This window comes from Aureimonas sp. ME7 (assembly GCF_903970965.1).
GTDB lineage: Bacteria > Pseudomonadota > Alphaproteobacteria > Rhizobiales > Rhizobiaceae > Aureimonas.
Genome location: NZ_CAJCKW010000003.1, coordinates 253,635 through 267,744, shown reverse-complemented (window position 1 = coordinate 267,744; position 14,110 = coordinate 253,635). Strand labels below are relative to the sequence as shown.

The window sequence follows — 14,110 nt, the reverse complement described above, 5'->3', positions numbered from 1 at the left end:
CGCCAATACACAGGATTGAGGTTAACGGCGAGTGAAAATCGGGGGGCCGATGGTTGGCTGCCTTCGAACCCGGGCTCGTTCGGGAAGCCGCGCGGGCCGTAGCGGATGCCAAACCGCGCGTCCGAGCCTATGTGTAGGGCGACCGATTCGCCACCACGCGGCCATGACGGCCTCGGGGTTTCGGGTCCCCGCCCGTCCTGAAGCTCGAATTCCCGGAGTTCCCGTCCATGAGCGCAGTTTCCTCTTCCACTCCTGCCGCCGTCGACGCCGGCGCGCTTCCCGAATGGAACCTCTGCGATCTCTATGCCGGCATCGACGCACCGGAAGTGGCCGCCGATCTCGAACAGGGACGCGGGAGGGCCGCCGCCTTCCAGGCGCGCTGGAAGGGACGGCTGGAGGAAGCGGCAGCGGGCACCGGAGCGGAGGGCCTCGGCGCGGCCGTCGCCGAATTCGAGGCGATCGAGGAGCTTCTCGGCCGCCTCGTGTCCTATGCCGGCCTCCTGTATGCTGGGGACACCGCCTCGCCGGCCAACGCCAAGTTCTACGGCGACATCCAGTCCCGCATCACCGATATCGCGGCGCAGCTCCTGTTCTTCGGGCTGGAGCTCAACCGCGTCGACGAAGCCGTGATCGACGCAGCGATGGAGCGCGATCCGGCCTTCGCTCACTACCGGCCCTGGATCGTCGATCTTCGCCGCGACAAGCCGTTCCAGCTCGAGGATCGGATCGAGGAGTTGTTTCTGGAAAAGTCGGTCACCGGCCACGGCGCCTGGAACCGCCTCTTCGACGAAACGATGACGGCGCTGCGCTTCCATGTCGATGGCGAGGAGCTGGCGCTGGAAGAGGTGCTGAACCTCCTGCAGGATCCGGACCGCGAGCGGCGCCGAGCGGGCGCCGAGGCGCTGGCTGCCGTGTTCCGCCAGAACCTTCGCACCTTCGCGCTCCTCACCAACACGCTGGCCAAGGACAAGGAGATTTCCGACCGCTGGCGCGGCTTCGAGGACGTCGCGGATTCGCGCCACCTCGCCAACCGCGTGGAGCGCGAGGTGGTGGACGCGCTCGCCAAGGCCGTGTCCGACGCCTATCCCTCGATCGCCCATCGCTACTACGCTTTGAAGGCGAAGTGGCTCGGCCTCGACGCTCTCGAATTCTACGATCGCAACGCACCGCTGCCCGGCGCCTCGCGCCGCGACATCCCCTGGGGCGAGGCCAAGGAGACGGTTCTCTCCGCCTATCGCGGCTTTGCGCCCGACATGGCGGAGATCGCCGCGCGCTTCTTCGACCAGAACTGGATCGATGCGGGCGTGCGCCCCGGCAAGGCGCCGGGCGCCTTCGCGCATCCGACCGTGCCGTCCGTCCACCCCTATGTGCTCGTCAACTATCTCGGCAAGCCGCGCGACGTGATGACGCTCGCTCACGAACTCGGGCACGGCGTCCATCAGGTACTGGCCGGCGACCAGGGCGCTCTGATGGCCTCGACCCCGCTGACGCTCGCCGAAACGGCCTCGGTGTTCGGCGAGATGCTGACCTTCCGCTCGCTTCTCGAAAAGACCGCGAGCCCGGCCGAGCGCAAGACGCTCCTCGCCTCCAAGGTCGAGGACATGATCAACACGGTGATCCGCCAGATCGCCTTCTACCAGTTCGAGCGCGAGATCCACACCGAGCGCCGTTCGGGTGAGCTGACGGCCGAGCGGATCGGCGAGATCTGGCTGGACGTCCAGAAGCAGAGCCTTGGCCCCGCCGTCCGGCTCGGCGAAGGCTACGAGACCTTCTGGACCTATATCCCGCACTTCATCCATTCGCCGTTCTACGTCTACGCCTATGCGTTCGGCGACTGCCTCGTGAACTCGCTCTATGCGGTCTACCAGGACGCCGACGAGGGCTTCCAGGACCGCTATTTCGCCATGCTGCGAGCTGGCGGTACGAAGCACCATTCGGAGCTTCTTGCGCCCTTCGGCCTCGATGCGACGGACCCTGACTTCTGGGCGAGAGGGCTGTCGATGATCTCCGGCTTCATCGACGAGCTGGAAGCGATGGACTGAAGGCTTAAGCGGGCAGCCGGTCGCCCCAGTCGGCGCGCCGAGCCCGACGGAACGCTTCGCCGTCGCGTTTGGTGAGAAGCTCTTCCCCCGCCGTGCCGTCCGGCCGGCAGAGCTTGAGGCGGACCTTGCCGCTGCCGGTGCGCGGTGGTGCGAGGACGCGCGCGGCCTTCTCCGCGCCCGTCTCGCGAGCCAGTGCGACATAGGCGAACTTCTCGTCCTCGAACGGCACCTCCGCGTCCTTGACGCGCAGGTGGAGCCGCGAGCGCGGCAGACGCTGGGAGAAATGGCACCAGTCGGGCGCCTCGATCGGGCACGCCTCGGCGTGCGGGCACGGCGCGACGACATGGGCGCCCCGCGCCAGAAGCCGATCGCGCACGCGAAGGATGCGCCGCCAGCCGGCGGGCGTTCCCGGCTCGACGATCAGAAGAACCCCCTCCGTCCGCTCCCAAAGGGCGTCGACGAGGCGGTCGGCATCCGCCGGCTCGATCTCGTCGAGCACATAGGACAGGGTCACGAGATCGGCCGGCCCCAAGCCGACGAGGCCCGAGCGCAGGTCGCCGGAGCGCCATTCAGGCGGGAAGGCGAACGCCCCCTCCCCCAGCCGCTCGCCGAGCCGGCGAATGGGTGCGGAGGCTTCCAGAAGCGTCGCGCCCGACAGCGTCTCGAATGCGTCCGCTGCCGCCCAGAGAACGGTTCCCGGCCCCGAGCCGACATCGAGGAGCCGATCGGGCCCGAACTCCGGTAGTGCCTCGGCCACCGCCTCCATCGCAGCGCGCACCGCGGCATAGGTCGCGGGCAGGCGCGCGGCCGTATAGGCCTTGGCGAAGAGGTCGTCGGACAAATGGAGGCGCCCGTCGCGCGTCTCGGCCCGGTAGCGCCCCGACAGGATCTCGCCGGCGCGCTGGAGTTCGGTGGACGAGGTGCCGAGGAGGCTTTCCTCGATCCGGGAACGCAGGAGGTTGGGCAGGTCCATGGGTCGGGTCGGGTCCATCGGGCGCACCACACCGGGTGTGCCGCGAGCCGAGGCGGCGGGCATTAACCGCCGCGAGGCCCTTTTATTTGACAGCGATCTGCTCTAGCCCGGCGCTTCCAGACACGTCCAGACGGAAAGGGACTCCATGGCGGACGAGAACTACCCGGTCCATGCCGAGATCACCGGCCCGATCGTCATGATCGGCTTCGGCTCCATCGGGCGCGGCACGCTGCCCCTGATCGAGCGGCATTTCAAGTTCGACAAGTCGCGCTTCACCGTGATCGACCCGCGCGACACGAGCCGCCACCTCCTGGACGAGCGCGGCATCCGCTATCTGCAGGAAGGCGTGACGCGCCAGAACTACCGCGAACTCCTGACCCCGCTCCTGACGGAAGGCGGCGGCCAGGGCTTCTGCGTCAACCTGTCGGTGGACACCGGCTCGGTGGATCTGATGCGCCTGTGCCGCGAACTCGGCGTCCTTTACATCGACACCGTGATCGAGCCCTGGCTCGGCTTCTATTTCGACGAGAACCTGTCGAACGCCGACCGCACGAACTATGCGCTGCGCGAAACGCTCCGCAAGGAAAAGCGCAAGAACCCCGGCGGCACCACGGCCGTGTCCACCTGCGGGGCCAATCCCGGCATGGTGTCCTGGTTCGTCAAGCAGGCGCTCGTCGACATCGCGCGCGACACCAATCTCGACTTCGAGGAACCCGGCCCGGACGACCGCAAGGGCTGGGCGAAGCTGATGAAGCGGGTCGGCGTCAAGGGTATCCACATCGCCGAGCGCGACACGCAGGTCGCCGCCAAGCCGAAGCCCCGCGACGTGTTCTGGAACACGTGGTCTGTGGAAGGCTTCCTGTCGGAGGGCATGCAGCCGGCCGAGCTCGGCTGGGGCACGCACGAGAAGTGGATGCCGAAAAACGCCAAGGAGCACAAGCACGGCTGCCAGGCCGCGATCTACCTGGAGCAGCCGGGCGCCAACACGCGCGTGCGCTCCTGGTGCCCGACGCCCGGCGCCCAGTACGGCTTTCTGGTGACGCACAACGAGAGCATCTCGATCGCCGACTACTTCACCCATCGCAACAAGGAGGACGAGGTCACCTTCCGGCCCACCGTCCACTACGCCTATCATCCGGCGAACGATGCGGTTCTCTCGCTTCACGAGCTGTTCGGCGCGGCCGGAAAGATCCAGCCCGAGCATCACGTTCTCGACGAGAACGAGCTTGTGGAGGGCATCGACGAGCTCGGCGTCCTTCTCTTCGGCCATGAAAAGAACGCCTACTGGTACGGCTCGCAGCTCAGCCTCGAGGAAACGCGCCGCATCGCGCCCTACCAGAACGCCACCGGCCTCCAGGTCACCTCGGCGGTTCTCGCCGGCATGGTCTGGGCGTTGGAAAATCCGGAATCGGGCATCGTCGAGGCTGACGAGATCGACTACCGGCGGTGCCTCGAAGTGCAGCGCCCCTATCTCGGCCCGGTGAAAGGATACTACACCGACTGGACCCCGCTCACCGATCGCCCGGGCCTGTTCCCGGAAGATCTGGACGAGAAGGATCCCTGGCAGTTCCGGAACATTCTGGTTCGATAAAGTCGAACCTACACACGAAACAGTGGAAAAGCCGCAGGATGCACTGCGGCTTTTTCGTATCGGTCTGGCGAAGTGGACGTCCTGCCCTACCATCCGTTCCCAAGTGCTTGATGCGCTTGAAGGAGTTGGGAATGGGCGAGTTCGCCACGGAGGCGCAGCGTCGGCGCGGGGTGATCCGCGAGATCATGGACGCGGCCATGTCCGGCGCCGCCGGATCGATCGCGCGCCACTTCGCGCCCGGCGCCGTCTTCTCCAACCGCAACAATGCGGGGATCATCGACGCGCCCTGGTTCAACCGCATGGAGGGCGAGTATCGCCTGAGCGGTGAGGAGGAAGCGAAGTCCTTTCTCAACGAGCTCCTGCGCCGCGCCACCTACATTTCCTACAAGCCGCGCGGAACCGTCGTCGAGGACGACGAGGGCGCCAGCCGCTGCGACTGGACGCGCCAGGACGAAAGCAACGGCTCGCTCGTCACCGGCAGCACCATGTACTGGTTTTCCTTCACCTCGGACGGGCGCATCCGCTCCATCGAGACGATCGGCGTGATCCACTCCGTGATCGCCGCGCGCCGCGCCGACACGATGGCCGATCCGCTTTCGTGACTACCGCGCTGCGGTGACGAACGGGCGCGAATGCCCTAAAATCCTTCCAAGAATCGTAAAGTCCGACCTTTGCCCCCGGAGTGCTCCATGCGTTCGCCCTTCCGCGCCCTTCTCCTCGTGGCCGCAGGCGTGGCCGTTTCCGCCTGCCAGACGGCGGCACCCCAGCAGCAGGCGTCGATCGCGCCGCGCGCGACAGGGCTGGAAGGCCAGTGGGCTTCGGTCGGCGGGCCGGTCGCCTATACCGCGACCTTCGCGGGTGGCCGCTTCACCTCGCGCGAGGCGGCGACGGGCGCGATCCTGGCGGACGGCAACTACACCAAGACGGGCGCGAGCGCGGCCAGCATCATCTACACCTCGCGCTCGCGCAACCAGCAGATGTCGGTGAACTGCAACCAGATGTCGGCCGACCGGCTCGCCTGCGTCGATGCCAACGGCAACCGCTTCGAGTTCTCGCGCCGGGCCTGACGCCGGACCTTTTGTCCGCTTGCCCACAAAGGAGCAGCGGGCCATATCCCCTCGAACGGCGGCCTTTCCACCACGGAGCGCCGCCGTTCGTCGTTTCCGGCCGAGCCCGGCCCTCCTGCGATCCTTGTGCCCCATGCTGACCAAGACACCGCTCGATCCCGCCGCCTCCACCGCCGTCGGCCCCCTCCCCGCCGGCCACCCGCCCGTGAAGGCGAAGAAGATCGGCGTGCTCCTCGTCAATCTCGGCACCCCGGATGGAACCGACTATTGGCCGATGCGCCGATACCTCCGGGAGTTCCTGTCGGATCGCCGCGTGATCGAGTGGCCGCGCATCGCCTGGTATCCGATCCTCTACGGCATCGTCCTCAACACGCGTCCGAAGAAGTCGGGACACGCCTACGAGCAGATCTGGAACAAGGAGCGCAACGAGAGCCCGCTTCGCACCTTCACCCGCGCGCAAGGCAAGAAGCTGGCCGAGCGGATGGCCGGAGACGCTGCCGTCGTGGTCGACTGGGCGATGCGCTACGGCAAGCCGTCGATCGCCGAGCGCATGGAGGCGCTGCGGGCGGAGGGTTGCGAGCGCATCCTGTGCTTCCCGCTCTATCCGCAATATTCCGCCTCCACCACGGCGACGGTGAACGACAAGTTCTTTGAGCACCTTCAGAGCCTGCGCTGGATGCCGGCCGCGCGCACCGTGCCGGCCTATCACGACGAGCCGGTCTATATCGAGGCGCTCGCCCGCTCGATCGAGACGCATCTCGCCTCGCTCGACTTCGAGCCGGAGCACGTGATCGCCTCCTATCACGGCATCCCGCAGAGCTACTTCCGCAACGGCGACCCCTACCATTGCCACTGCCAGAAGACCTCGCGCCTCCTGGACGAGCGCCTCGGCTGGCCGAAGGGCCGCCTGATGACGACGTTCCAGTCCCGCTTCGGGCCGGAGGAATGGCTCCAGCCCTATACCGACAAGACGGTGGAGGCGCTGGCGAAGAAGGGGGTCAAGCGCATCGCCGTACTCAATCCCGGCTTCGTGTCAGACTGCCTGGAAACCTTGGAGGAGATCGCGGGCGAGGTCGGCGAGATCTTCCACGAGCACGGCGGCGAGAAGTTTGCCCACATCCCCTGCCTCAACGATTCCGACAACGGCATGGATGTGATCGAGCACATGGTGCGCCGCGAGCTTCGGGGCTGGCTCGACTAGACCTCTTCCGGCGAATAGGCATTCACCGGAAAAGGTTTAGATCCCTGGTTTGCCGCATGATCCGGGCGCGGAAGTCGGATCGGCTTTCGCTGGAAATGCCCCACCCCCGCCTCAGGCGACGCCGAGGCGCAGGAGATCGTGGAGGTGGATGATCCCGACCGGGCGCTCCGCCTCCACCACCATCAGGGCGGTGATGTTGGCGCCGTTGATGATGTCGAGCGCCTTCACAGCCAATGTGTCGGGCCGAATGGTCTTGGGCGCTGTTGTCATTACCTCGTCCACCGTGCGGGCGAGGAGATCGGGCGCCAGATGCCGGCGCAGGTCGCCGTCGGTGACGATGCCGAGCAGCCGGCCCTCGCCGTCCACCACCGCGACGCAGCCGAAACCCTTTCGCGAGATGGCGAGGATCGCCTCGCTCATCGGCGTGCCGCTGGCCACCAGCGGCAGCGCTTCGCCGCGATGCATCACGTCGCCGACATGGCGAAGGCTGGCGCCGAGCTGGCCGCCCGGGTGGAACACCCGGAAATCGCTCGGCATGAAGCCCTTGCGTTCCAGAAGCGCCACGGCCAGCGCGTCGCCGAGCGCAAGTTGCAGCGTCGTCGAGGTGGTCGGCGCCAGCCCGTGCGGGCAGGCCTCGGTGATGCGCGGCAGAACAAGGCGCTCGTCCGCCTCGCGCCCGAGTGCGGAGGCCTCGCGCGAGGTGATCGCGATCAGCGGGATGCGGAACCGACGGGTATAGGCGACGATGCCCTTCAGCTCGGCCGACTCGCCCGACCAGGACATGGCCAGAACCGCGTCGTCGCGCCCGATCATGCCGAGGTCGCCGTGATTGGCCTCCACAGGGTGGACGAAGAAGGCTGGCGTCCCGGTCGAGGCGAAGGTCGCCGCGATCTTCGAGCCGACATGGCCGCTCTTGCCGATGCCGGTGACGACGAGGCGCCCCTTGATGGAGGCGATGATATCGAGGACGCGCTCGAAGGCAGACCCAAGCTCCCCTTCCAAAGCCTCGGCCAGCAGGCCGAGCCCTTCGGCTTCGGTGCGCACGGTGCGGATGGCCGAGGCGGTTCCGGGAAGGGGCGGGGCGGCAAGGGGACGGGCAAGCGATGTCATCGCCGATTTCTACTCCGCCGAAGCCCCGCGCGCCAGAGAAAGCCGGCCGGTCAAGCCCGGCTCCATGCAGAAGTTCTAGGGATGGGAAAGCACCGGGTGCGCGCAGCGCCCCGTCCAAGGCAACCCGTTGGATCGAAGGCCCATGTTCCGTCCCGTTCTCGCATCCGTGGCGCTGGCCACCGGCATTGCCGGCGCGCTCGGCCCCGTGCGTGCCCAAGAGGACGCTCCCACGCCCGACCGCACGCAAAGCGGAGACGAGATCCGGTTTTCCGATTCCTACCGCCTGCGCACCGACACCTCGCCCCTGGAGGAATCGCGCCGCGGGAGCGAACAGCCGCTGGGCGCGGAAGCGCGCGAGCGCTCCGCCACCTTCGAGCGCGACCTGCGCGCGCCCGGCGACGAACAGCCGGCCGAGCCGCAGGAGCCGGGCGCGCGGCCGAGAACCGCGACGGAGGAACTGGATCTTTTCGCCGGCCCGACCCCGTCGCGGCGCGAGAACCTTCCCGACACGTCGACGCCTGCCGCCCCCGCCCAGCCCTTGAACCGACAAGCTGCAGACCGGCGCGGAACCCAAGCCGGGGAGCGGCTGGAGGGCGCGGAGGAGCCGAACACGGATCCCACGTCCCAGCCCCTCAATCTCTTCCGAGCCGTCGGTCCGGTGCGCAGCCCGACGCTCGACACGCGGCTGGGACGGGGTACGGACGCCGGGCTCGACCAGTTGCGCCGTATCCTGCCCCGCAGCCCGGACGATCCGTTCGCCCCCGTCGGCCTTCGCCTCGGAAGTTTCGTCCTGTATCCCACGCTCGAACAGGGCGTCGGCGTGTCCGACAACCTGACCAACACGATCGACGGCGCACGCGGCGCCTTTTCCGAGACCACGCTCGGCGCCCGCCTCCTGTCGGACTGGTCGCGCAACGAAGCCGAGATCAATGCGCTCGCCACCTATCGCCGCAATTTCTCCGGTCCCTTGAAGGAAGAACCCCGGATCGACCTCGACGGACGCCTTCGCCTCGACATCGACCGGGACTGGACGGCGACGCTGCGCGGCGCCCTGCGCTTCGACCGAGACGACACGCTGGACACCGGCGCGGCCACCACGGCCTCGCGCGAGCGCGACATTCTGGCTTATTCCGCCGGGGCGACGCTCGGGCGCGCGGCGGGGCCGCTCCATACCGACCTCGACCTTTCGGCCGTCCGCGAGGACCGCGACGACGGCCTGTTCGATGGTCTCGCCCTTCGCACGGACGACAGCTACACGACCTGGAGCGCCGGCCTTCGCGCGGGATACGACATCGCGCCCCCGCTCCGCCCGTTCGTCGGCGCCAGCGTCGGGCGCCGCTTGTTCGACGAGGACACGGCCGCACTCCTCGATCGCGACAGCGTGATCCCGGCCCTGCGTGCGGGGCTCGGCTTCGACTGGGGCGAGAAGCTGTCGGGCGAGGTCGCGCTCGGCTATGCCTGGAACCTGCCTGACGAAGATGCGCTGGAGACGACCGCGAGCCCGACGCTGGACGCGACGGTCAACTGGTCGCCCCGGCGCGGCACGGACGTTCTCCTGCGGGCCGAGACCTTTTTCGAGCCGGACACGACGGGCCTTGCCACCTCGACGCTTTATCAGGGCTCGATCGGCCTGCGCCACCGTGCGACGGCTCGGATCGACTGGGACGGTCGCCTGATCGCCGCCCTGCGCGACGGACCGGTGGCCGGCGACGAGCATCTCTATGCCGCTGAAACCGGCCTGACCTACTGGCTGAACCGGACGCTGGCGCTGACCGCGCGCTACCGCTACGACCGGTTCGATTCCCCTCTCGCCGGCCAGGACTACGACGCCAACACGGTTCGCGTCGGCGTTCGCCTCCAGCGCTGATGCGAAAAGGGGCGCCCGAAGGCGCCCCCCTTTCTAACCGTTCATTCCGCCGCCGTGCGGGGGGCGGTGCGCCGCTCCTGCGGCTCCACCGTGCGCATCAGTTCGCCGATGTCGTCGAACACCTTGTGCCGGATGTCGTGGCGCCACAGCGCGAAGGCGACGTTGGCCTGGATGAAGCCTTCCTTGGAGCCGCAGTCGAAGGTGCGGCCGGTGAAGTGATAGCCGTAGAAGTCTTGGTTCTTGGCGAGCTTCAGCATGCCGTCGGTCAGCTGGATCTCGTTGCCCGCGCCCTTTTCCTGGGTGGACAGAATGTCGAAGATCTCGGGCTGAAGGATGTAGCGGCCGGAGATGAAGAAGTTCGACGGAGCTTCCTCGGGCTTGGGCTTTTCCACCATGCCATCGATGCGGAAGCCGTTGCCGACGTCCTCGCCGCGCCCGACGATACCGTACTTGTTGGTCTGCGCCGGGTCGCACTGCTCGACCGAGATGACGTTGCCGCCCGTTTGTTCGTAGAGCTCGACCATCCGCTTCAGGCAGCCCTCGCCGTCCTGCATGATCATGTCGGGCAGGAGAAGCGCGAAGGGCTCGGGGCCGACGAGATCGCGCGCGCACCAGACGGCGTGGCCGAGGCCGAGCGGCGCCTGCTGGCGTGTGAAGCTCGCGGTGCCGGGCGTCGGCTGCAGCTCTTCCAAGAGGCCGAGCTCGGCCTTCTTGCCGCGCTCGGTGAGGGTCGAGACCAGTTCGACCTGGATGTCGAAATAGTCCTCGATCACGCCCTTGTTGCGACCCGTCACGAAGATCAGGTGCTCGATCCCGGCCTGGCGCGCCTCGTCCACCACGTACTGGATCACCGGCCGGTCGACCACCGTCAGCATTTCCTTGGGGATCGCCTTGGTGGCGGGAAGAAACCTCGTTCCCAGACCTGCGACCGGAAATACAGCCTTCCTGACCTTGCGCATTCGATGTCCTTCCTGCCGTTGACGAGATCGTGACTAGTTAGGCGCGGCTTCGCCCACGTCGAGCGATTCGACGCATCCGCCGTCATTTCGCCCAAGAACATGCTGAATAAATGACACGGTGTCGACGGAAAGCTTTTCGCGTCGGGTTGTGGTAAAGGAAGCGTTCACATCCGCCCTCTAGACTCGAGGCTCACGCTCACGTTCTGTTCTTCGGAGGAGTAGACCCATGTCTGGACCCACCCTCTCCCGCCTTCGCCGGCTCGGCGCCGCCTGCCTGACGCTGGCGGTTCTGGCTGCCGCCACGCCGGCGCTCGCCGATGCGGGCTTTCGCAACTGGATCGACGGCTTCGAGAAGACGGCGGTCGCCAACGGCATCAGCGCGCGCACCTATCGCGCGGTGTTTTCGGGCGTCACCGAGCCGGATCCCGACGTCATCCAGAAGGCGCGCTTCCAGCCCGAGTTCCAGGACAAGATCTGGGACTATCTCGACAACCGCGTCAACGACGAGTCGGTGGCCGAGGGTCGGCGGATGCTGGTCCAGTACAAGCCCTGGCTCGACCGGATCGAACAACGCTTCGGCGTCGACCGCCACATCCTTCTCGCCATCTGGTCGATGGAGTCGAACTACGGCCGCATCCTGGAGCGCCAGGACGTGATGAAGAGCGTCCCGCAGGCACTCGCCACCCTTGCCTACCAAGACCCCAAGCGCGCCAAGTTCGCGCGGACCCAGCTTCTGGCCGCTCTCAAGATCGTGCAGGACGGCCATGTCAGCCCCAAGGGCCTGACCGGCTCATGGGCCGGTGCCATGGGCCACACGCAGTTCATCCCGACGAGCTACCAGGCCTATGCCGTGGACATGGACGGTAACGGTCACCCCGATATCTGGAACTCGGTGCCCGACGCGCTCGCCACCGCCGCCAATCTTCTGAAGAAGAACGGCTGGCAGACCGGCAAGAGCTGGGGCTACGAGGTGGTCGCGCCCTCGGGTTCGGCCGGGCTCGAGCGCTCCAACCGCAAGCTGTCGCAGTGGTCGGCGAACGGCTTCAAGCGCGTCAGCAACCGCCCGTTCCCGGCGCCCGGCGACAACGCCAACCTGCTTCTGCCGGCGGGCATGAACGGCCCGGCCTTCCTGATGACCAAGAACTTCTTCGTCATCAAGCGCTACAACAACGCCGACAAGTACGCTCTCGCCGTCGGCCATCTCGCCGATCGGATCGCCGGCTACGGCGATTTCGCGCAAGGCTGGCCGCGCGGCTACACGCCGCTGTCGATGGAAGAGCGCTACGAGGTGCAGCAGCGCCTGACCCATCATGGGTTCTACGACGGCAAGATCGACGGCAAGATCGGCTCCGGCTCCAAGGCCTCGATCTCCGCCTATCAAAAACAGGCTGGCGTCGAGGAGGACGGCAACGCGTCCAAGGCGCTGCTCGACCTCCTGCGCAGGCACTGAAACGGATGGCGGGCGGATCCGCACGGGGGCTTCGCGCCGTTCTGTCCGCCGTTCTGGCGCTTGGCGTCCTCGGTATGGACGCCGGCGCTTCCTCGCCCGCGAGCGCGCAGGAGCGCCGCGGGCTTCTCGACATGCTGTTCGGCAATCGCCAGCCGCAGCGTCAACCGCCGCGCGCGGTCGCGCCTCCCGAGCAGCGCCAGATCAAGAAGGTGCGAAAGCCGCGCAAGGCGGATCCGTCCGCGTCGCGTTCGAGCACGGGTCGCAGCAGCAAGGCGGCAGCGGCAGCCTCAGGTGCCGCGGCCGGTGCCGCGACCGTGGCCCTTGCGCCGGTGGAGAAGAGCGAAACGGCGCGCACCGTTCTCGTGGTCGGCGACTTCATGGCCGCTTCGCTGGCCAAGGGGCTGGAGGAGGCCGTCTCCCAAAGCCGCGAGATCAAGGTCGAGGGCAAGGCGAACGGTTCGTCCGGGCTGGTGCGCGACGACCACTACGACTGGCCGGGCGAGATCGGCCAGGTCATCGCGGATGTGAAGCCCGCCGTAGTGGTGGTGATGCTGGGCGCCAACGACCGGCAGGCCATCCGCGAGGACGGAACGTCGCTGACCCTGCGCACTCCGGAATGGGCCGCGCGCTACACCGAGCGGATCGACCGTCTCGCCGCGGCCGTGAAGGCCGGCGGCGCCTCGCTCGTCTGGGTTGGCGCGCTGCCCTTCGGCACCGATCGCGCCAGCGAGGACATGGTCTATTTCAACGACCTGTATCGCACGGCCGCCCTCAAGGTCGGCGGCGAGTTCGTCGACGTCTGGGGCGGCTTCACGGACGCGAGCGGCGCGTTCACCGCGTCAGGCCCCGACATGGCGGGGCAGACGGCCCGCCTTCGCAACTCCGACGGCATCACCCTGACGGGTGCCGGCCAGGACAAGCTCGCCTATTTCGTCGAAAAGCCGGTGACCAAGATCCTCGGCCTCAGCATCGACGACATGGTGGCCAACCTCGGCTCGCAGCAGCTTTCCGCGACCGACCTTCCGGCGATCAACGACCTCGCCGCCACCACGACCACGCCGCCCGTTTCCTTCTCAGACCCGAGCCTCGACGGCGGCGAAAGCCTGCTCGGCGGTGCACCCGGAGCCCCCCTTGCGGCCGACGGCAGCGCGCGCTCGCGCCTCGTCGTGGCCGGGGCGCCGCTCGACCCGACGGAAGGGCGCGCCGACCACTTCAACTGGACCGGGCGCAGCGGCGCCGTGTCGCCGACGACGCAGGACAACGCCATCGTGTTTCGCGGCTCGACGACGCTCGACGAATTGCGTCGCGGCACCGGCGCGCCCGCCTCGCCGGACGCCTCCGCCGCCAAGGCCGACGAAGCCGCGCGCAACCTGCCCGCCCCGCCTCAGAACTGAACGACGCCGAGGGTCAAGGCGGTGACGAAGGCGTAGCGCAGCGCCTTTCCCGCGCCCACCAGGAATACGAAGGGCAGGAGCCGCACCCCCAGAAGCCCCGCGACCAGCGTCAACGCGTCGCCGACCACCGGCATCCATGAAAGCAGCAGCGCCGGCCGGCCCCAGCGTGCGAAGACGCGGGCGCCGCGATCGAGCTGCGCTCGGGACACGGGAAACCAGCGCGCATCCTGCCGGTGCATCAGGAAGCGACCGCACCACCAGTTGAAGACGCTGCCGAGCGTGTTGCCGAGGGCGGCGATCAGCGTGAGGAGGACGGGATCGCCCCGTCCGGCAACGAGCAGGCTTGCGAGCAGGAGCTCGGACGATCCGGGAAGAAGCGTCGCCGACAGAAAGGCGGACAGCAACAGGGCGCCGTACACGCCCGGCGCCCCTGCGTCGGTGAGATCCATCGACTAC

Annotated in this window: 12 protein-coding genes; 8 read left to right on the top strand and 4 right to left on the bottom strand. The window is 67.7% G+C overall.

Going from position 1 to position 14,110, the window contains the following annotated elements; translation table 11 throughout:
* Window positions 1-227: 227 nt before the first annotated feature.
* Window positions 228-2,042, top strand: a complete 1,815-nt coding sequence (locus H7A85_RS07790) for a M3 family oligoendopeptidase (protein ID WP_182085350.1) — start codon at window positions 228-230, stop codon at window positions 2,040-2,042.
* Between the two features lie 4 nt (window positions 2,043-2,046).
* Here the strand turns inward: H7A85_RS07790 and H7A85_RS07785 are convergent, their stop codons facing one another.
* Entirely contained in the window at window positions 2,047-3,015 is a 969-nt protein-coding gene (locus tag H7A85_RS07785; RefSeq protein WP_182085349.1) for a small ribosomal subunit Rsm22 family protein, read from the bottom strand.
* Between the two features lie 145 nt (window positions 3,016-3,160).
* Here H7A85_RS07785 and H7A85_RS07780 point away from each other — a divergent pair, with 145 nt between their 5' ends.
* From H7A85_RS07780 to hemH, 4 genes are all read left to right on the top strand, one after another.
* Window positions 3,161-4,606: a homospermidine synthase gene (locus tag H7A85_RS07780; protein ID WP_182085348.1), complete on the top strand. Its 1,446-nt coding sequence runs from the start codon at window positions 3,161-3,163 to the stop codon at window positions 4,604-4,606.
* Window positions 4,607-4,737: 131 nt separating this feature from the next.
* On the top strand, window positions 4,738-5,208 hold the full coding sequence (locus H7A85_RS07775) for a nuclear transport factor 2 family protein (protein ID WP_182085347.1): 471 nt from the start codon (window positions 4,738-4,740) through the stop codon (window positions 5,206-5,208).
* An 87-nt stretch (window positions 5,209-5,295) separates the two neighbouring features.
* Entirely contained in the window at window positions 5,296-5,673 is a 378-nt protein-coding gene (locus H7A85_RS07770; protein WP_182085346.1) for a hypothetical protein, read from the top strand.
* A 133-nt stretch (window positions 5,674-5,806) separates the two neighbouring features.
* Window positions 5,807-6,874, top strand: coding sequence for a ferrochelatase (gene hemH, locus H7A85_RS07765; protein WP_182085345.1), 1,068 nt, complete (start codon window positions 5,807-5,809; stop codon window positions 6,872-6,874).
* Window positions 6,875-6,985: 111 nt separating this feature from the next.
* Here hemH and H7A85_RS07760 read toward each other — a convergent pair whose 3' ends face one another.
* Window positions 6,986-7,984 carry a KpsF/GutQ family sugar-phosphate isomerase gene (locus H7A85_RS07760; protein ID WP_182085344.1) on the bottom strand — a complete coding sequence of 333 codons (999 nt, stop codon included), beginning with the start codon at window positions 7,982-7,984 and terminating at the stop codon, window positions 6,986-6,988.
* A 142-nt stretch (window positions 7,985-8,126) separates the two neighbouring features.
* Here H7A85_RS07760 and H7A85_RS07755 point away from each other — a divergent pair, with 142 nt between their 5' ends.
* Entirely contained in the window at window positions 8,127-9,851 is a 1,725-nt protein-coding gene (locus H7A85_RS07755; protein ID WP_182085343.1) for an outer membrane beta-barrel protein, read from the top strand.
* 41 nt (window positions 9,852-9,892) lie between these two features.
* Here the strand turns inward: H7A85_RS07755 and galU are convergent, their stop codons facing one another.
* Window positions 9,893-10,810: a UTP--glucose-1-phosphate uridylyltransferase GalU gene (gene galU / locus H7A85_RS07750; protein WP_182085342.1), complete on the bottom strand. Its 918-nt coding sequence runs from the start codon at window positions 10,808-10,810 to the stop codon at window positions 9,893-9,895.
* 226 nt (window positions 10,811-11,036) lie between these two features.
* Here galU and H7A85_RS07745 point away from each other — a divergent pair, with 226 nt between their 5' ends.
* Together H7A85_RS07745 and H7A85_RS07740 are read left to right on the top strand one after the other, a co-directional pair.
* Window positions 11,037-12,260, top strand: coding sequence for a lytic murein transglycosylase (locus H7A85_RS07745; RefSeq protein ID WP_182085341.1), 1,224 nt, complete (start codon window positions 11,037-11,039; stop codon window positions 12,258-12,260).
* Between the two features lie 5 nt (window positions 12,261-12,265).
* On the top strand, window positions 12,266-13,654 hold the full coding sequence (locus H7A85_RS07740) for a DUF459 domain-containing protein (RefSeq protein WP_182085340.1): 1,389 nt from the start codon (window positions 12,266-12,268) through the stop codon (window positions 13,652-13,654).
* On the opposite strand, the gene H7A85_RS07735 is transcribed toward H7A85_RS07740, so the two are convergent.
* Window positions 13,645-14,103 carry a YqaA family protein gene (locus H7A85_RS07735; RefSeq protein ID WP_182085339.1) on the bottom strand — a complete coding sequence of 153 codons (459 nt, stop codon included), beginning with the start codon at window positions 14,101-14,103 and terminating at the stop codon, window positions 13,645-13,647. The two genes, H7A85_RS07740 and H7A85_RS07735, sit on opposite strands and share 10 nt — an antisense overlap.
* Window positions 14,104-14,110 lie beyond the last annotated feature (7 nt).